This is a genomic window from Bacillus sp. LH1 (assembly GCF_057924895.1).
Map to the genome: position 1 here is coordinate 1388090 of NZ_CM175007.1, position 16972 is coordinate 1405061.

Genomic DNA, 16972 nt, shown 5'->3' on the forward strand with positions numbered 1-16972 from the left:
TAAGAAGGGTGCATTAAAAGTATCTGTTAAGGTGTCCAGAGAAGATTAGGAAACCGAAACATACAACGTGGAACGTAATTACAATCGCAAGGATGTGTGTAAATTTATTGTTTGGCCAAAACTTATGCTTCTTGTTTTTTCGTTCAAAAATATCGAATAAAATAAACAGTGCGGCATGGTATAGACCATAAATAACATACTGCGCAACAGCGCTTCCTTGGATGTGCCAAATTCCCATAATGAAGAAGTTTAAAAATGCCCCGATATACGAAATAGTGTAACGGTTCTTAATTAACTTTTTCTTCGTTGCAAAAAAGACGAAACGCATGTAAATAAAATCACGGAACCAGAATGATAAACTCATGTGCCAGCGGTTCCAGAAGTCTTTAATATTACGACTAAGGAATGGCTTATTGAAGTTTTCTGGCGTTTTAATTCCCATCATATAACTTACACCAATTACAAAAGAGCTATAACCAGCAAAATCAAAGAATAGATATAAGCTATAGCTATACATGTAAATCATATTTGAAAATATTGTATCGTGTTGAGCGAATGCTGGATCCATACAATATTGCTTTATTAAGTAAGCAATAATAAATTTATACAAGAAACCTTGGAAAATACGATTTAGTCCTGTATATAGTAAATTTTGATATTCTTCAGCGCTAGGTGGCTTTTGAATATCTTTTTGGAATCTTCGGTAACGATCGATAGGTCCTGTTGAAATTGCAGGGAAGAATAAAACGAATTCCCAGAAGTTAAAGAAAGAAAGCTCTTTAATTAAACCATCACGAACTTCAAATACCATTTGAACTGCTCTGAATGTTACGTAAGATATACCTAGGAAAACAACAAGTTTTAACTCAGGTAAAAACGATGCAAACGGCGCGATTTTTGCCAAAATAAGAGGCAAAATCGATAAAATAACAGCTATGCAAAATGTGAATGTACTATTATTTTGTTTTCTTAAAATTAAGTAGCCTTTAATAAGGACATATTGCCAAATAATAAATGCAGCTAGCATCATTGCTTGCTTTGGTTTATCTGAGAAGATAATAGCAATCATGACTAATGTTAAAACGGCATTATATTTGCGCAACATTTTACCTTTTAATCCAGCTATGATAGTAGGTATTAATAAAATGCCCACTATAGCGAAAAAATAAAATGATCCATATGCGGTCATGCTGTAACCTCACTCAATAATTTTTTGCGATCTACCTTTCCATTTGGTGTCATTGGAATAGAAGATTGATACATGAATTTACGTGGAATCATGTAGTTTGGTAATCGCTCATTGAGTTCTTTTTTGATTGCAGATGTTAATTTGAATTCTTTTTCAAATGAATGTTCTCCAGGAACAACAACCGCTAATAAATAATCGTATTTCTCACCTTTTTTAATTGGAACGATAACTGCTCCTTCTACGTAAGAACACGCACGAAGGTGATGCTCAATTTCTTCTAATTCCATTCGATAACCATGCAGCTTAATTTGGAAATCAAGACGACCATTATAGAATAGAAGACCATTTTCAACATAGCCAGCATCGCCTGTTTTATAGGCGCGCTCACCGTCAATCATAGTAAATGCTTTTTCTGTTAATTCAGGGCTTCCTAAATATCCAACGCTTACGCTTGGACCGACAATTACGATTTCACCTTTTTCACCATCAGGTGCGATCGTGCCATCTTCTTTCATAATAAGAAGGCGACAGTCTGATTTACAATAGCCAACTGGAAGTGATTTGTATTGATCAAGCACTTCTTCTGTAACGTGAATACCTGTTACAGCGACAGTAGCTTCTGTTGGACCATACGTATTCATAATTGTTGCTTTAGGGAAACGTTCAATTAATTTTCTAGCCACTTCATTTGGTAACACTTCGCCGCAGAATAAGAATGTTTTCATGTTCGGTAGCATACTCTCAGAGAAAGATGCTTCCATTAAACACATTTCAGCGAAAGAAGGTGTGGAAGTCCATACTTGAATATCCGATTGCTCTAAAGAAGCAAACAAGTCTTTTGGACGCGCAATCATATCTTTATCGATTGCCCAAAGTGTACCACCTGTTACTAATGATGGGTAAATATCCATTACAGATAAATCGAATGAGAAAGGTGCTTGGTTTAAGAATACTTGCCCTGTTTGTAAGTTGAAATCTTCTACAGCCCATTTTGTAAAGCTAACAAGGCAGTTATAAGTAATCTGAACCCCCTTCGGATTACCTGTGCTTCCTGATGTGTAAATAATGTAGAAATTCTCATCACCTTTTACCGCATGTTCAGGATTTGGAGTGTTCCCTTTATGAGTAAAGAAAATATCTTTTAAGTTGTCTTCACTTACGATGCGAACTGGTAAATCAGTTACAGTTACTGCTGTTGCCGATAAAAGTAATTTCGCACCAGAATTTTCAGCAATACGTTGTACACGATCAGCTGGGATAGATAAATCTACAGGAATGTAAGCATGTCCAGCTTTTACACATCCTAAAAAGTTAATAATCATTTCAGGTTGCATATGGCCATACACCATAATTGGTGAACGATCGTCTGGATACTCAGAAGAAATCCAATGTGCTAACGCATCAGAATCTTCCTTTAATTGTTTGTACGTAATTTTCGCATCTCGCCAAACAAAAGCGGTTTGATCAGGCGTTTCTGCAGCCCACTTTTCAATTTGTTCTAATAACTTCATAACGTTCCCACCCTAGAATTCATTGTAAATAAATGTACTTGTGTTTGTATCATGGAATCCATACAACCAAAGCAATGCAAATAAAATTGCAAGATAATAAACCGTCTTTGCAACCCATTGTGTGAGTGGTCGAGACCATATCTCTTTTAATCTTTCCATGTCTTTCCCTCTCTTAATGAAATAATAGCTCTTTGTAGGTATCATGTCCTACATTATTGTGAAAAAAACAAAATCCCACATTTTAGGTAAAAATAAGTCAAAAGGCTCTTTTCTGATATTAGCACTAAATACTAAAAAAGAAAATCCCTAACTTAGCAATTATATTACATTCAGCATGAATTTGTAATGGGTTTGACATGTAAATAGAAAGTGGATTGTGTGAATACATAAAAGTGGACTATAAGAATACGTAAAAATACAGTGTTTGTTTTTATTAATCATTTAAGACGGAGTAAACTTTTAAATTTCTAGTTCTTTTGAAAAGGAGGAAATTATCATGAATAGAGTGTGGAAGAATCTAATTTCGGAAGAAAATATCGTGAAATGGAGAAGGCATTTCCATAAGTATCCGGAATTATCATTTCATGAAAAAGAAACTTCGCAATTTATATATGATACATTATGCTCATTTTCTTCTTTTGAAGTAACGAGACCGACGAAATATAGTGTACTAGCAATTAAAAGAGGTGTGAAGCAAGGGAAAGTAATTGCGATTCGAGCTGATATAGACGCTTTGCCAATTCAAGAGGAGACAAGTAAATCTTATACATCTGTGAATAAAGGAATGATGCATGCATGTGGGCACGATGCTCACGCAGCTATTTTATTAAGCACAGCAGAGGTGTTATCAAATATAAAGGAAGATTTTGCAGGTGAGATTCGTCTATTCTTTCAGCACGCAGAAGAGGTGTATCCAGGCGGGGGACAAGAAATGGTTGAGGCAGGTGTAATGGACGGTGTTGATTATGTAATAGGTTTACATGTTATGTCAGGACTTGAGAGTGGAAAGATAGGAATTGCATATGGACCGATGATGGCAGCTCCAGACGTATTTACAGTTGAGATTCAAGGCAAAGGAGGACATGCGGCGCGACCAGAAGAAACGATAGATCCTATTGCTATCGGAGCACAGATTATTACAAATCTACAACATATCGTATCAAGAAATACAAGTGCTTTTATGCAAAGGGTTGTTTCAGTTACACAATTTCATGGGGGAACGGCTGACAATATTATTCCTAGTACAGCAACTTTAATGGGAACTGTTCGTTCATTTAATCAAGCATTGAGGGTGGAAGCAGAAGGGAAAATCGAGAAAATTGTGAAAGGAATTACAGAAGCACATGGAGGATCGTATACATATACGTATCGATATGGATATGATCCGGTTATTAATGATGAATATATTACGAAAATAGTAGAAGAAAGTGCACTACATTTGTTTGGGAATGAGCGTGTTGTGAAGCTTGAACCTTCTATGGGTGGAGAAGATTTTTCAGCATATTTAAGAAAAGCACCTGGTTGTTTCATTAAATTAGGAACAGGTAATGAAAATATATATACTTGTTATCCACATCATCATCCGAAATTTGACTTGGATGAATCAGCATTAATTTGTGGAGTGGAGCTATTTTTAGAGACGACTATAAGATTACTAAAATCATAGAAAAACAAAAAAAGGCAACTGCACTCTATTGCAGTTGCTTTTATTTCTTTCCGTCAGAGAGGGCTGAGAAAGAACTATGCTCATTCATAGTATATGAATAGCTAACGGACAAGCTTGTACATTTTAATCATTTTTTTAAAAATAGTTATTGACATTGATAATCAATGTCAATTAATCTAAATATAGTTGGAATTGATAATTATTATCAATAGAATGGATGCGACATGTTAATGAGAAAGAATTTTCACCTTCTGCGGAGGGGATTAAAAGATAAAAATAAAGATGTTGATCAGCATATGAAATGGCAAAGAAATGTAATTCGGTCTGAATATGTAGATGAGAAGAAGAGCATTCAAACAGAAAAAGAGATACAAAGTAAAGGGAGAGGTTCAGTTGAGTAAGTTAGTAATGATTTTTGCAAGTATGAGTGGAAATACAGAGGAAATGGCTGACCATATTGCCGGCGTAATTCGTGAAACAGAAAATGAAATTGAAGTTATTGATATTATGGATTCACCAGAAGCTTCTATATTAGAACAGTATGATGGAATTATTTTAGGTGCATACACTTGGGGAGATGGCGATCTTCCTGATGATTTCTTAGATTTTTATGATGCAATGGATTCTATTGATTTAACTGGGAAAAAAGCGGCAGTATTCGGATCATGTGATTCGGCTTATCCGAAATACGGAGTGGCAGTTGACATTTTAATAGAAAAGCTACAAGAGCGCGGGGCAGCAGTTGTGTTAGAAGGACTAAAAGTAGAATTAACGCCAGAAGATGAAGATGTAGAAAAATGTTTACAGTTTGGAGCTGAATTTGTAAAACACCTTTCTTAATGGCAGAAGGGAGATGAAGAGCAAGTGCATGAGAAAATCTCAATCAAAACGATGACAGATTATCATTTGTATGATTTTATGCGTTGTCCGCATAAATTTTATTTTCGTCACATAAAAAGAAGAGAACCTTCTTCATTTGAATGGCAACAAATAGCACAAATGATTGTCAATCAAATTATTAACGAGTATTACACGCTACCTGCGGGTCAACAAACGAAAATTGTACTTTTAATATTAATAGAAAAGTATTGGAAAAAAGTAAGGATTGATATGTTTGCTTCGAAGACGGAGTACTATATTGTATTAGCGAAGCTAACGGATCACTTATTACAGTTCGTTGAAAAGGATGATAGTCAGACACCACCATTGTTTTTATACGAGAAGTTTCAAACATATATGGAAGAGTTAGGTGTCCACATGTCATTGACATTTGAAGTTGGTGAGTGGAGTGCTGAGTCGTTTGTAATTAAAAAGTATGTTGTCGATGCAGATGAGGAAATGCTTGCTCTTTGTCAGAAGCTAATGACAGTATTCAGTTATAAAGCTTTCGGAGTTCTTCCAGGAAAAATTGAAGTTGTTAATTTAATAGAAGGAACTAAGTATGAGTACATTCCGAAACAGGAAGATATTATAACTGGAATGGCTGATTTATCTAGAATGAAAGAAATGTTAGAGCAACCTGAGCATTATACAGAGCGTCATTTTCGTTCTGAGTGTATAAGTTGTGCGTTTCGTAGTGAATGCCAAGGGGAAGAAGTAAAGACAGAAGCGAAACAGAAGAAAAATATAGTTCATTAAAGGATGCAACTTTGCATCCTTTTTTGTTATTGACATGAAAAGCTTTTCATCATTTACGGTATATTTGTAGCAGATTTTAATAAAGTGAAACTTTAATCAGTGGGGGTTTTGTCAATCACCCACTGATTATCAGCCCTCATTAATCGGGCTACCCACAAATAGCAGAATAAAGGGAGGAATAATCAATGAAAGATGAAACAAAAGTATTTCAATGGTTAAAAGAACAAAATGCTCCTTTTGAAATTCAACTGCAAATTTTACAGGCGTTTCAATTGTATAAAGTTATTGTTGAAATGGATAAAAAGTTAATGATGTATGAGGAGAGAGTATATAGGGAGAGAATGTAATCTCATCCCTGTAATATCGTTTTTAGCTGTTCTGTGCCTGTAATGAATTCGAGTTCATTCTCTGACTCAAAGTTATAAATAATATTATGTAGTAAAGGACTGTATTGATAAAAGGTAGTAATACGATGAATGAGTAATGGATCATGATGAGAAATAAGTGTACTGTACTGTTCATATACAGATGTAGTAAACTCATCTCCGAAATCATAATATAGTCCTGCAAAATCAAAAGCAGGATCGCCAATTTGCGCATCACCAAAATCGATAACACCTGAAATGCGTTTGTTCTGCTTGTTAAATAAAATGTGATGATGTGTAAAATCAGCGTGAATGATTGTATTTTGAAATTTAGATGTAGCTAGACAGGCAAAGAAATTCTCGAATAAACGATTTAAGGCTGATTTCTGGAACGAAGTAAGATTGTTAGTAACATACTGATTTAATTTAGTTTGTAGCTCTTTCCAGTAGGTAAGTGTTTTTTCAATAGGGAATCCTAACGCTGTAACACTTTTTAGAGGAATACTATGTAGAGCAGCAAGGAAAGTAGCTAATTGTGTAATAATTGCTTTCAGCTTTGGATCCTCCAGCGTGGCAACTGTTTCTGTTTTTAATGGTTCACCATGAATGAGAGTATAGTAACTACAAAGAGGAACCTCATCAGATTCATTTTTATAAATTAGGTGATATTGTGGAACTTCGATTTCTTGTAGTGATTGAGTGAGAATTGCGCATAGTTCTTTTTCTAACGGAATTCGCATCGCATATTCCTGTTTTCGCGGGAAACGAAACAGTAGCTCATCATTTACTATAACTGCTACATTATCCCATCCTTCTTCATTTTGTTTATATGAATGTATAGAAAGATTAGGCAAAGCTTCTTTTATATAATGTTTGTAAGAGTCCATAATTGTTCCTCGTTTCTGAGTTAAGTTATTCTATTTTATGATATCAGAATTTTCTTTCTATATGTTAAAATATATCTATTATTATGAAGAAGGGCGGGAGTATTACGAAAAAAAGACTGTTAATCATTTCTCTATGTATCGCTTTTGTATTGTTTTGGTCATATAAAGAGGAGGTTTTTGCTACCTTTAAACCGATTGATCAGTACGAGTTAAATAAGGAGTTAAAGAACAAAAGTATAGAAAACTTAACTCATAATGAAATGAAAAAGGTAGGAGAGCATTTTGTGACCGAGCAACTATCAGTGTTTGGGTCTACTAATAAAGAAGATGTGAAACGAAAAGGTGAAGAACTATTTTTAAATAGAGGGTATGAACAATTAATGGGAAATTATTATCCAAATCGTTTTCAAGATTTAGAGTATAAATTTACAAACGAGGAGATACGTGAAGAGACCAATGAGAGTTTTCTTTATCAAGCTGTAGCGTACGTTGCGGGTACTGAAAATGGTAAGAGTAAGAGAAGCGAAATGAAATTGAATTATGAAGTGAAAATTGTAAAGGTTAATAATATATTTATGGTGCTAGAACAAAAGCAGCGCGTACAATAAAGGAAATTCATTGCTCAATAGAACATTTGAGGGTGTATTACTTAATGCGGAATAAAAAGACCCTTAAGGAATAAAGGGCCTTTAAAGATTTTCATTTTGTTGACCAAGTTCTTTTTGAGCAATATATAAATTCCCTTGCTCGACTTGTTTAAGAGTATGAACAGAATCTCCTGCATATCCTTTTTGTGTTTTAACAGTTCTTTTTGAACGATTGGAATCTTGTTTCTTCATATAATAGGCCACCTTTCATCAAAAATAAACGAAAATGATAAGTATGAGTAATACAGCAGCGAAAATGGTAATGCCCATTAAAAACGAAGTGTTTTTATATTTAGGTGGCTTATGTACATCTTGCCGATATCCAGGTGAAATTTCAGGGGCAAATTCTTCATCGAATGATTGCTTTTTTTCTTTGTCGTCCATATGTACCCACCTTTCTTTTTCATTATATTATACGTTACAAGAAAAAATATGCATAAAGAAAACAGCCGCTTTATTATTAGCGGCTGTTTTGTGTTGTATATTTTCGTTGTACTTGAAAGAGACGGATAAGTAGGAAGGCAGCGCCAAATGCTAGACCGATAATAAGACCGATCCAATAGCCTTTCGCGGCCCATTCTGTATACGTCGCTAATATGTAACCTAGTGGTAGACCTATTATCCAATAAGCAATTAAAGTCATAATTAGAGCAACATTTACATCTTTATAACCACGCAAAGCTCCTTGTACAGGGGTTGCAATTGCATCTGAAATTTGAAATAAAATTGCAAAGATAAGAAATTCTTTTGCTAAATGATGAACTTTTGCATCTGTCGTATAAATAGAAGCAATTTGATCATCAAAGAAGTAGAGAAGAATCGAATATAATAAAGCAAAGGCAAGGGCTAATCCAATTCCAATCAGTCCGTATTGTTTTGCATTATCGTAACGTTTTGCTCCAACTTCGAATCCAACCGCAATAGTCATTGCCATTGCTAAACTTAGCGGAGTCATATATAACAAGGAAGCAAAGTTCATAGCTGCTTGGTGAGCTGCAATAGTTGTCGTACTAAAATTACTCATCATGAGCGTTACCGCAGCGAAAATACTCGTTTCAAAAAAGATAGCAAATCCGATAGGGACGCCAAGTTTTAAGAATGCTATCCAACTCGAAAGAGAAGGTCGGTATAATTGTTTGAAAATGTTGAAAGAGGCAAAAGGCTCTTTCGTCTGAATAATAATGACTGTAATAATTAAAATGCACCAATATGTTGCAGTGGAAGCAATTGCTGCTCCGACACCACCGAGCTTTGGGAAACCGAAGTTACCAAAAATTAATAGGTAATTTAATATTACATTAATTGGTAATGATAATAATGTAATAATCATCGTTGTTCGAGTTTTTCCTAATGCATCAATAAATCCACGTAAAACAGTGTAAGTGAATAAAGGTATAATTCCTATTGCGATAATACTTAAAAATTGAGCTGCAATACGTTCCACAGGTTCTTCTAAGCGCATGCCATTTAAAATAGGTGAAACGACGAAAAAACCGATGAGGATAACAACGAAGCTAGCACAAATTGCTAAATAAACTGCTTGTATGACAACGTGGGGAACGTCCTCTTTTTTCTTGGATCCAACGAGCTGTGCAACAATGGGAGTAGTAGCCATTAAAATTCCTGTTAACCCCGTACTAACTGGAATCCATATACTTGTTCCAATTGCCACACCTGCTAAATCAGTTGGACTTGCATGTCCTGACATCGTTGTATCAAAAAAACTCATCGCAAATAATGACATTTGCGTTACGAAAATCGGAAAAAATAGTAATACAAATTGCTTTAACTTTTGTGAGAATGAAGTAGTTTCTTTCATAAAATCCCCTTTCCGTATAAAAAAACAAACTCTTACTATCATACAATTTAATCAAAGATTAGAAAAGAAATACGCGCCTATAACATATGAAGCCAATAAAAAAAGGATGCACTTTGAAAAGGGATAAGGTATTATGATAAGGTGTGAAAAAATTACATATTATTTGTTATTAAGGAGGCACTACTTGTGGCTGATTGGTTAATTGGTTTAATCATGGGTGCTGTTGAAGGGTTAACAGAGTTTCTACCAGTATCATCAACAGGACATATGATTTTAACAGGACATTTAATTGGATTTGACGATGAGAGAGCGAAAGTTTTTGAAGTTGTTATCCAATTGGGATCGATTTTAGCAGTTGTTGTTATATTTTGGAAGCGTCTATGGTCGTTAGTTGGAATAGGTAAAGTAACAGACGGACCATCGTTAAATTTATTACATATTATTATCGGGATGATTCCTGCCGGGGTACTTGGCGTATTATTCCATAGCACTATTAAAGAGGTTTTATTTGGTCCAGGACCAGTTGTTATTAGCTTAGTAGCCGGTGGTATTTTAATGATTGTTGCTGAGAAGTTTTCGAAACCAAGTACAGCAAGAACGTTAGATGAAATCACATATAAACAGGCATTTACAATTGGAATGTTCCAATGTTTAGCTCTTTGGCCAGGATTTTCTCGTTCTGGTTCTACAATAAGTGGTGGTTTATTAGCTCGCGTGTCGCATACAGCGGCAGCTGAATATACGTTCATTTTAGCGGTACCGATGATGGTAGCTGCAAGTGGCTTAGATTTAATTAAAAGCTGGGATGTATTAAGCTCAGCAGATATAACGCTATTTGTAACAGGATTTGTAACTGCATTCGTTGTTGCGATGCTTGCAATTGTTTCATTCTTGAAATTATTATCTCGTGTAAAACTAACACCGTTCGCTTATTATCGTTTCATTTTAGCTGCGGTATTCTATTTCTTCATTATGTAATAAAAAAACCTGCCGAGCTCGGCAGGTTTTTATTTTACTACTTTTTCCATCATGTTTTCCATTACATGTTCCCAAAGAGAAGTATCATCAGCTAATGTAGCACGGAAATTAGCATACATTTCTTTTTGTTTTTCTTCGAAAGTTGGATCTTCTTTTTCAGGTAATGTAGCGCGCATTGAAGTTACTAATTCTTGTACTTTTGGAGCGCGTGGTCCCCAAACAGCTTGTTCATTTCCATCTTTATCAATGAAAATAAAGATTGGAATCGCACGTGCTGTTCCATTTGTTAAATATTGATCCATTAATTCTAAGTTTTCATCGCGAATTAATAAACTCATATCAATATTTGCAACTTCAGAAATTCGTTTCATAACAGGTACGCATAAAAGAGCATCGCCACACCAATCAGCAGTTAATACGATAACACGCCAGCCATCATTTTGACGTTCTTCTAATACAGGAAGTAATTCATTTGGAATTAAAAAATTATTGTAAATGTGTAGTAGCTCGTATTGGTTTACTTGCATTTCATTCACATATGTATCAAAGGACATACCTTTATCAGCCCATTGTTGTAAGTTCATAATTAACACCTCTTTAGTAAGATTTGCTTTCATTGTACCAATTTTTATATAGAAAAGCTTGTATTCTTACTCTTTCTTGTCACTTAATAATTTATTTAATAGAAAAAAGAATAGTACGACACATAATTCAGTTAAGTTGGACATTTGTACGCTTTCTATCCAATCATCAGCAGTATGAATGACGAACCAATCTAGTGTAATTTCAATGAATGAGAAAAGAGTGAGAGAAATCCAATTTGACATGTTTTGAGTCAATGGATATAGCAGCGCTTTGAAGAAACTGAAAATAAATAATGTAATACCATCTAAGAAAGTGATTAATAAAAAAAAGAGAAGTAAAGCAGTACGTGAACTATACGCTATACCTGTAATTTGAAAGATTCCTACATATACAAAAAATATAAATGTAAAAACTATAATGAGAAAAGAGCAATAATACTAATGATAATTGTTTTATCTTTTAGGCTGAGATTTGAGAACCTATCCTCCTCATGCATTAAAATACCCCTTTTTCTGGAAGTTGACTTCATTTTATCATGAAATACATATTAAAAAACTACGAATTATGGGAAAATAAGGTGACAAAAAGTAAGATTTCATGTAAAATTATTAATAAGGTTTTTATTTAACTAAATGAAATAAAAGGAGCTGTCAATGTTGTCTCAAAATCGAGAGCAATTAATGGAAGAACTATCGACAAATGTGTTTGCTATGTTTCGCACGTTGCGTAATGATATCGGAAAAATATTTGGTGGTTACATACCGTGGAATGAATTCATCGTCCTAAGAATATTAAATCGTACGAATAAAGAAATGGTATCGCGTGTAGCAAATGAATTAAATGTGTCGAATAGTCATATTACAGCTGTTACAGAAAAATTAATTAATAAAGGTTTTGTAACTCGTTCACGTTCTACATCAGATCGCCGAGTTGTGTATTTAGAGATTACAGAACAAGGGAAAGATTTAGTTGCGAAAATGGAAGATGCGAAAAAACAATATTTACAAGAAAGATTCTCTGCACTTTCAGAAGATGAAATGAATGTAATGATTTCAATTTCCAAAAAACTTATTTAAGTGATTATAAACAAGAAAACGCTTACGTGATAAAATAGAAGGTCTTCCTTATAGATGGGAGATCTTCTTTCGTGTGTAATAGATGTTAATAAATAAAATGTGTATGAAAAAAGATAGAGCGCCATACTACTAATACAAGGAAGGAGGGAGAAATATGACGAATCGTAACGGTAGTAAAGGGAGCGGTAATCAAGGATCACCAAAGTCCGGCCAGTTTAATCAGGAATTTAGCACTGAATTTGAAACTGGTAATGATAATAAAGGGAAAGAATATCGTTCTAAAAAAGGGAGTAAATCAAAAAAGGAGTGAAATAATTCACTCCTTTTTTGATTTACGATGCTGCCGATTGATCCGTATTATATTTTTCTTCTGATTTTGCGACAATCATTGCGCAAATTGCATCACCAGAAATGTTTACAGCTGTTCTAGACATATCTAGAATACGGTCAATACCGATAATTAAAGCGATACCTTCTACTGGTAGATTTACTTGATTTAAAACCATTGTAAGCATTACAAGTCCAACACCAGGTACACCAGCAGTACCGATACTAGCTAGTACAGCAGTTAATACGACCATAGCTAATTGCGGTAATGTAAGTTCAACTCCGTATACTTGAGCGATAAATACAGTGGCTACTCCTTGCATAATGGCAGTACCATCCATATTAATAGTTGCCCCTAGTGGTTGTACAAATGAGCTTATCGCTTTTGGAACGCCAAGCTTATCTTGTGCTGTTTTCATTGCAAATGGAAGCGATGCATTAGAGCTAGATGTACTAAATCCAATTGCCATTACTGGTCCGAAATGTTTAAAGAAACGAACAATACTTTCTTTTGCTAATACCTTTAATAAGCCGCCATATACAAAGACCCCGTGAATAATGAGTACTAACATAACGACAATCATATACTTGAACATCGCAGCGACGCCTGCAAGCCCCATTTTACCAACGGATGAAGCGAGCAAACCGAATGTTCCAATTGGGGCTAATTTCATAACGAGATTAACAAGATACATCATTAATTCGTTGCCCTGTTCAAGTAATGAATGGATACCTTGAACTCGTTTTCCTAAAATAGCTATACCGAGTCCAATCAATACGGCAAAGGCAATGATTTGTAACATGTTTCCGTCAGCCATCGCTTTTGCTGGGTTATCTGGTACGATATTTAGCAATGTGTCGACGAAAGATGTTTCAGTTTTTGCACCTTCATACTTAAGACCTTCTGTTTTAAAATTACCGCCAGCTCCTGGTTTTATAATAAGTGCAAATGTAACCGCTATAGAGATGGCAACCGCAGTTGTTACGAGAAAGAATGAAATTGATTTTAAACCGATTCTTCCAAGTTGTTTCGGATCTCCAAGGCCGGCAGCACCAAGTACGATAGAAATGAACACAACAGGAACAACTAGCATTTTAATAAGTCGAATAAACAATTGACCAATTGGGTTGAACACATATTGATTTAGTGGCTCAAAGATAGATGGAGCAGCTAAATTTAGAGTGAGTCCAACAACTAGACCTAGAAATAATGCGATTAAGATTGCTTTTGTTTGTTTCAATAAAATCCCCCCTTTTGTTTTTGCGAAATTTCTTTCTAAAGTAATTATACCGAAAAAATACCTAATTTGACAATATTTTCTGAATTTTTCATTTTTGTTTAAGTGTAGATAGACCGATTTTGTGTTTGGAAAATAAAATAGACCATCACATAGGATGGTCAAGGGAAGGGGACAATTTATGTCAATTTAATTAGGGATGGAAGTTGCTTTAAGACACTGGGGAATGTCTTATAAATTAGGGAGGAACAACTTCGATACATATACTATAAAAGATAGGTGTGACTCTCATGTGAACATGGGGTGAAAGAGAGGGGGAGTTTTAAATAAAAGATAGAAAGACAAAAAAATAAGACCATCATATATAAGATGGTCAAGGAAGGGGACAATTTATGTCAATTTAATTAGGGATGGAAGCTGTTCAAAGACACTGGGGAATGTCTTATAAATTAGGGAGGAACAACTTCGATACATATACTATAAAAGGTAGATGTGACCTCTGTGTGAACATAGAGTGAAAGAGAGGGGGAGTTTTAAATAAAAGATAGAAAGACAAAAAAATAAGACCATCATATATAAGATGGTCAAGGAAGGGGACAATTTATGTCAATTTAATTAGGGATGGAAGCTGCTATAAGACACTGGGGAATGTCTTATAAATTAGGGAGGAACAGCTTCGATACATATACTATAAAAGGTGGATGTGACCTCTGTGTGAATATAGAGTGAAAGAGAGAGGGAGTTTTAAATAAAAGATAGAAAGACAAAAAAATAAGACCATCATATATAAGATGGTCAAGGAAGGGGACAATTTATGTCAATTTAATTAGGGATGGAAGCTATTCAAAGACACTGGGGAATGTCTTATAAATTAGGGAGGAACAGCTTCGATACATATACTATAAAAGGTGGATGTGACCTCTATGTGAACATAGAGTGAAAGATATGGGGATTTGAAAAATAGTACATATGAAATTGTTATTGCTAGCAATATTGAGTTAGGATATAGAGTTTTCCGGCATAAAACGAAAAGGAATCTGAATATAAATAAAAGTTGTAATCTATGAAAAAAAGGATTATGCTCAACTATATTATGAGAATATAAGGTTTGTCCCAATTATTTAAGGGCTTTTAAAAAGCTTTTTATTGTATGAGGGGAAAGCTTCACTTTAATAAGGGAGTTAGTGATATGGACGTAACAAAAAAACAAGGGCTGTATAATCGTCTTATACGATTAAACCCACCACAAATATTAGCATTAGGCTTTTTCTGCTTAATTGTGGTTGGCGGTTTGTTATTAAAATTACCATTCGCAACGAAAGTACATATTAGTTGGGTAGATGCTTTCTTTACAGCAACGTCAGCAGCGACCGTAACTGGTTTGGGAGTAGTGGATACAGCAAGTACATTTACGATGTTTGGCGAAATTGTTATTATGTTTTTAATTCAAACAGGTGGTCTAGGCCTTATGACAATTGCCATTTTAATTGTTTGGGTACTAGGTAAAAAAATCGGATTACGCCATCGTTTATTAATTGGAGAAGCATTTAATCAAACAAATATAGGTGGTCTTGTAAAATTAGTAAAGCGTGTCTTTATATTTTCGATTTGTATTGAACTTATTGGGGTCATCTTTTTATCGTTTCGCTTTATTCCAGAGTTTGGTTTTGGAAAAGGTTTATACTATAGTATTTTTCATGTAATTGCATCTTATAATAATGCAGGATTTGCTTTATGGCCAGATAATTTAACAAGATATGTAGGGGATCCCATTATTAATATTGGGATTTGCTCTTTAATTGTAATTGGGGGACTTGGTTTTACCGTATTAATTGATATATGGTATAGCCGCAGTTTTCGAAAATTATCACTTCACTCAAAAATAATGATTATTGGAACAGTAGTGCTAAATATTATAGCAATGATTGTGATTTTTGTATTGGAATATAATAATGTGAAGACGTTAGGGAATTTATCTTTAAATGAAAAACTATGGGCTTCCTTCTTTCAAGGTATTACTCCGCGGACAGCTGGATTTAATACGGTTGACTATGGAGGTATGGAAGAATCATCTATATTATTTACGATGATTTTGATGTTTATTGGTGCAGGAAGTGTATCGACAGGTGGAGGAATTAAATTAACGACGTTTGTTATCTTAATTACATCTGTCCTTTCTTTCTTTAGAAAAAAGGAGGAAATTGTTTTATTTCAGCGTACAATTAAAATGTCAACAGTAACGAGGGCCTTAGCGATTGCTGTTGCCAGTCAAATACTTATTTTAGCAGCGGTATTCATATTAATGCTTACAGAAAACTTCAGCTTTATTCAATTATTATTTGAGACAATATCAGCGTTTGGCACAGTCGGATTAACGATGGGAATTACTGCAAAGCTATCGGCATTCGGAAAATGTATTATTATGTTTGTTATGTTCTGCGGATTAATTGGACCATTAACACTTGTGTTCTCTTTAGCGCGACCAGCAAAACAAAAAATAAAATATCCATCGGAAGATGTGTTTACAGGATAAGGTATCCCGCGTTAAGCGAGATACCTTTTTCTTTTTTAGAACAGGGAGAACAATAGACCAATAAGTGCTACTCGGAATAAAATTGCGATAAGTGCAGCAATTCCACCGACAACTGCAGCGATACCACCAGTTACAGTAGCTCCGCGATTATAAGCGTAAATACCGAGTAAAACAGAAACAAGACCAAATAGTGTTGGAAATGTAAATAGCGATAAGATAGATAGCGCAAGAGCGATAAAACCAGCAGTTGATCCAGCAGCGGACGATTTTACAACATCTTTATCGTCTTTATCATTGTAATCATAATCAATGCGTTGTGGTGCAACCTCAGCGGCGTACTCTTCTTTATAGTCACTATAATCACTATCTATTCTATCTTTTCTTTTATAATCATCAAATTTCTCAGTCAAAGTCATGACTCCTTTCATAACAAGGTTCAATAGTAGTATGTATCTCTTTTTCTTTTTTATCCCGCTATTTGTGAGAGTCGAGCTACGTACACATCCCACTGAT

General features: G+C 34.6%; 20 protein-coding genes and 1 pseudogene. 10 read left to right on the plus strand and 11 right to left on the minus strand.

Annotated elements, in window-relative coordinates; all coding sequences use genetic code 11:
• Positions 1-13: 13 nt before the first annotated feature.
• Genes dltB through ACX9TM_RS07310 form a run of 3 tightly spaced genes read right to left on the minus strand, consistent with a single transcriptional unit; the run spans position 14 to position 2859 of the window.
• Positions 14-1189 carry a D-alanyl-lipoteichoic acid biosynthesis protein DltB gene (gene dltB / locus ACX9TM_RS07300; RefSeq protein ID WP_000127933.1) on the minus strand — a complete coding sequence of 392 codons (1176 nt, stop codon included), beginning with the start codon at positions 1187-1189 and terminating at the stop codon, positions 14-16.
• Positions 1186-2700 (minus strand): D-alanine--poly(phosphoribitol) ligase subunit DltA, encoded by a 1515-nt coding sequence (gene dltA, locus ACX9TM_RS07305; RefSeq protein WP_000770505.1) that lies wholly within the window; start codon positions 2698-2700, stop codon positions 1186-1188. The genes dltB and dltA overlap by 4 nt, the downstream gene beginning before the upstream one ends.
• A gap of 12 nt (positions 2701-2712) precedes the next feature.
• Positions 2713-2859 carry a teichoic acid D-Ala incorporation-associated protein DltX gene (locus ACX9TM_RS07310; protein WP_000440293.1) on the minus strand — a complete coding sequence of 49 codons (147 nt, stop codon included), beginning with the start codon at positions 2857-2859 and terminating at the stop codon, positions 2713-2715.
• A 337-nt stretch (positions 2860-3196) separates the two neighbouring features.
• On the opposite strand from ACX9TM_RS07310, the gene amaA reads away from it, so the two are divergent.
• From amaA to ACX9TM_RS07335, 5 genes are all read left to right on the plus strand, one after another.
• Positions 3197-4366, plus strand: a complete 1170-nt coding sequence (amaA, locus tag ACX9TM_RS07315) for an N-acyl-aliphatic-L-amino acid amidohydrolase (RefSeq protein ID WP_001082783.1) — start codon at positions 3197-3199, stop codon at positions 4364-4366.
• Between the two features lie 230 nt (positions 4367-4596).
• Positions 4597-4767 carry a hypothetical protein gene (locus tag ACX9TM_RS07320; RefSeq protein WP_162494647.1) on the plus strand — a complete coding sequence of 57 codons (171 nt, stop codon included), beginning with the start codon at positions 4597-4599 and terminating at the stop codon, positions 4765-4767.
• Positions 4760-5206 (plus strand): flavodoxin, encoded by a 447-nt coding sequence (locus ACX9TM_RS07325; protein ID WP_000041153.1) that lies wholly within the window; start codon positions 4760-4762, stop codon positions 5204-5206. Before ACX9TM_RS07320 ends, ACX9TM_RS07325 begins: the two co-directional genes overlap by 8 nt.
• A 24-nt stretch (positions 5207-5230) precedes the next feature.
• Positions 5231-6004 carry a hypothetical protein gene (locus ACX9TM_RS07330; protein ID WP_063220225.1) on the plus strand — a complete coding sequence of 258 codons (774 nt, stop codon included), beginning with the start codon at positions 5231-5233 and terminating at the stop codon, positions 6002-6004.
• Positions 6005-6189: 185 nt separating this feature from the next.
• On the plus strand, positions 6190-6351 hold the full coding sequence (locus tag ACX9TM_RS07335) for a hypothetical protein (protein ID WP_000651086.1): 162 nt from the start codon (positions 6190-6192) through the stop codon (positions 6349-6351).
• Between the two features lie 2 nt (positions 6352-6353).
• On the opposite strand, the gene ACX9TM_RS07340 is transcribed toward ACX9TM_RS07335, so the two are convergent.
• Complete coding sequence (locus tag ACX9TM_RS07340) at positions 6354-7256, minus strand: aminoglycoside phosphotransferase family protein (protein WP_065382131.1); 903 nt, start codon at positions 7254-7256, stop codon at positions 6354-6356.
• 83 nt (positions 7257-7339) lie between these two features.
• Between ACX9TM_RS07340 and ACX9TM_RS07345 the strand changes: the two genes are divergently transcribed.
• A complete protein-coding gene (locus ACX9TM_RS07345) occupies positions 7340-7864 on the plus strand; it encodes a hypothetical protein (RefSeq protein ID WP_000715254.1) in 525 nt (174 codons plus the stop codon).
• A gap of 81 nt (positions 7865-7945) precedes the next feature.
• Here ACX9TM_RS07345 and ACX9TM_RS07350 read toward each other — a convergent pair whose 3' ends face one another.
• The 3 genes from ACX9TM_RS07350 to ACX9TM_RS07360 all read right to left on the minus strand — a co-directional run bounded on the left by ACX9TM_RS07350 (position 7946) and on the right by ACX9TM_RS07360 (position 9722).
• Positions 7946-8095: a hypothetical protein gene (locus ACX9TM_RS07350; RefSeq protein ID WP_000743742.1), complete on the minus strand. Its 150-nt coding sequence runs from the start codon at positions 8093-8095 to the stop codon at positions 7946-7948.
• 18 nt (positions 8096-8113) lie between these two features.
• The gene (locus ACX9TM_RS07355; protein ID WP_000341062.1) at positions 8114-8287 is read right to left on the minus strand and encodes a hypothetical protein; all 174 of its coding nucleotides are present in this window, start codon (positions 8285-8287) and stop codon (positions 8114-8116) included.
• A 76-nt stretch (positions 8288-8363) separates the two neighbouring features.
• On the minus strand, positions 8364-9722 hold the full coding sequence (locus ACX9TM_RS07360) for an MATE family efflux transporter (protein WP_000665546.1): 1359 nt from the start codon (positions 9720-9722) through the stop codon (positions 8364-8366).
• Positions 9723-9908: 186 nt separating this feature from the next.
• Between ACX9TM_RS07360 and uppP the strand changes: the two genes are divergently transcribed.
• Complete coding sequence (uppP, locus tag ACX9TM_RS07365) at positions 9909-10700, plus strand: bacitracin resistance undecaprenyl-diphosphatase (RefSeq protein WP_000796256.1); 792 nt, start codon at positions 9909-9911, stop codon at positions 10698-10700.
• A 29-nt stretch (positions 10701-10729) separates the two neighbouring features.
• On the opposite strand, the gene ACX9TM_RS07370 is transcribed toward uppP, so the two are convergent.
• Positions 10730-11317 (minus strand): thioredoxin family protein, encoded by a 588-nt coding sequence (locus ACX9TM_RS07370; protein WP_002023667.1) that lies wholly within the window; start codon positions 11315-11317, stop codon positions 10730-10732.
• A gap of 33 nt (positions 11318-11350) precedes the next feature.
• Positions 11351-11781, minus strand: a pseudogene (locus tag ACX9TM_RS07375) (regulatory YrvL family protein).
• Between the two features lie 160 nt (positions 11782-11941).
• Between ACX9TM_RS07375 and ACX9TM_RS07380 the strand changes: the two are divergent.
• Together ACX9TM_RS07380 and ACX9TM_RS07385 are read left to right on the plus strand one after the other, a co-directional pair.
• Positions 11942-12361, plus strand: coding sequence for a MarR family winged helix-turn-helix transcriptional regulator (locus tag ACX9TM_RS07380; RefSeq protein ID WP_000081432.1), 420 nt, complete (start codon positions 11942-11944; stop codon positions 12359-12361).
• 154 nt (positions 12362-12515) lie between these two features.
• Positions 12516-12671 (plus strand): hypothetical protein, encoded by a 156-nt coding sequence (locus ACX9TM_RS07385; protein ID WP_000184928.1) that lies wholly within the window; start codon positions 12516-12518, stop codon positions 12669-12671.
• A gap of 22 nt (positions 12672-12693) precedes the next feature.
• Here the strand turns inward: ACX9TM_RS07385 and ACX9TM_RS07390 are convergent, their stop codons facing one another.
• Positions 12694-13929, minus strand: coding sequence for a dicarboxylate/amino acid:cation symporter (locus tag ACX9TM_RS07390; protein ID WP_000814809.1), 1236 nt, complete (start codon positions 13927-13929; stop codon positions 12694-12696).
• A gap of 1186 nt (positions 13930-15115) precedes the next feature.
• Between ACX9TM_RS07390 and ACX9TM_RS07395 the strand changes: the two genes are divergently transcribed.
• Entirely contained in the window at positions 15116-16459 is a 1344-nt protein-coding gene (locus ACX9TM_RS07395; RefSeq protein WP_000383524.1) for a TrkH family potassium uptake protein, read from the plus strand.
• Positions 16460-16494: 35 nt separating this feature from the next.
• On the opposite strand, the gene ACX9TM_RS07400 is transcribed toward ACX9TM_RS07395, so the two are convergent.
• Positions 16495-16869 (minus strand): hypothetical protein, encoded by a 375-nt coding sequence (locus ACX9TM_RS07400; RefSeq protein ID WP_000136542.1) that lies wholly within the window; start codon positions 16867-16869, stop codon positions 16495-16497.
• Positions 16870-16972 lie beyond the last annotated feature (103 nt).

Excerpts from the sequence above, each read along its gene's own strand:
- ACX9TM_RS07320 (WP_162494647.1), top strand. The coding sequence starts at position 4,597 with ATGAGAAAGAATTTTCACCTTCTGCGGAGGGGATTAAAAGATAAAAAT.
- ACX9TM_RS07370 (WP_002023667.1), bottom strand. The coding sequence starts at position 11,317 with ATGAAAGCAAATCTTACTAAAGAGGTGTTAATTATGAACTTACAACAA.
- ACX9TM_RS07345 (WP_000715254.1), top strand. The coding sequence starts at position 7,340 with ATGAAGAAGGGCGGGAGTATTACGAAAAAAAGACTGTTAATCATTTCT.
- ACX9TM_RS07355 (WP_000341062.1), bottom strand. The coding sequence starts at position 8,287 with ATGGACGACAAAGAAAAAAAGCAATCATTCGATGAAGAATTTGCCCCT.
- ACX9TM_RS07350 (WP_000743742.1), bottom strand. The coding sequence starts at position 8,095 with ATGAAGAAACAAGATTCCAATCGTTCAAAAAGAACTGTTAAAACACAA.
- dltB (WP_000127933.1), bottom strand. The coding sequence starts at position 1,189 with ATGACCGCATATGGATCATTTTATTTTTTCGCTATAGTGGGCATTTTA.
- ACX9TM_RS07310 (WP_000440293.1), bottom strand. The coding sequence starts at position 2,859 with ATGGAAAGATTAAAAGAGATATGGTCTCGACCACTCACACAATGGGTT.
- ACX9TM_RS07385 (WP_000184928.1), top strand. The coding sequence starts at position 12,516 with ATGACGAATCGTAACGGTAGTAAAGGGAGCGGTAATCAAGGATCACCA.
- ACX9TM_RS07335 (WP_000651086.1), top strand. The coding sequence starts at position 6,190 with ATGAAAGATGAAACAAAAGTATTTCAATGGTTAAAAGAACAAAATGCT.
- dltA (WP_000770505.1), bottom strand. The coding sequence starts at position 2,700 with ATGAAGTTATTAGAACAAATTGAAAAGTGGGCTGCAGAAACGCCTGAT.
- ACX9TM_RS07395 (WP_000383524.1), top strand. The coding sequence starts at position 15,116 with ATGGACGTAACAAAAAAACAAGGGCTGTATAATCGTCTTATACGATTA.
- ACX9TM_RS07340 (WP_065382131.1), bottom strand. The coding sequence starts at position 7,256 with ATGGACTCTTACAAACATTATATAAAAGAAGCTTTGCCTAATCTTTCT.
- amaA (WP_001082783.1), top strand. The coding sequence starts at position 3,197 with ATGAATAGAGTGTGGAAGAATCTAATTTCGGAAGAAAATATCGTGAAA.
- ACX9TM_RS07360 (WP_000665546.1), bottom strand. The coding sequence starts at position 9,722 with ATGAAAGAAACTACTTCATTCTCACAAAAGTTAAAGCAATTTGTATTA.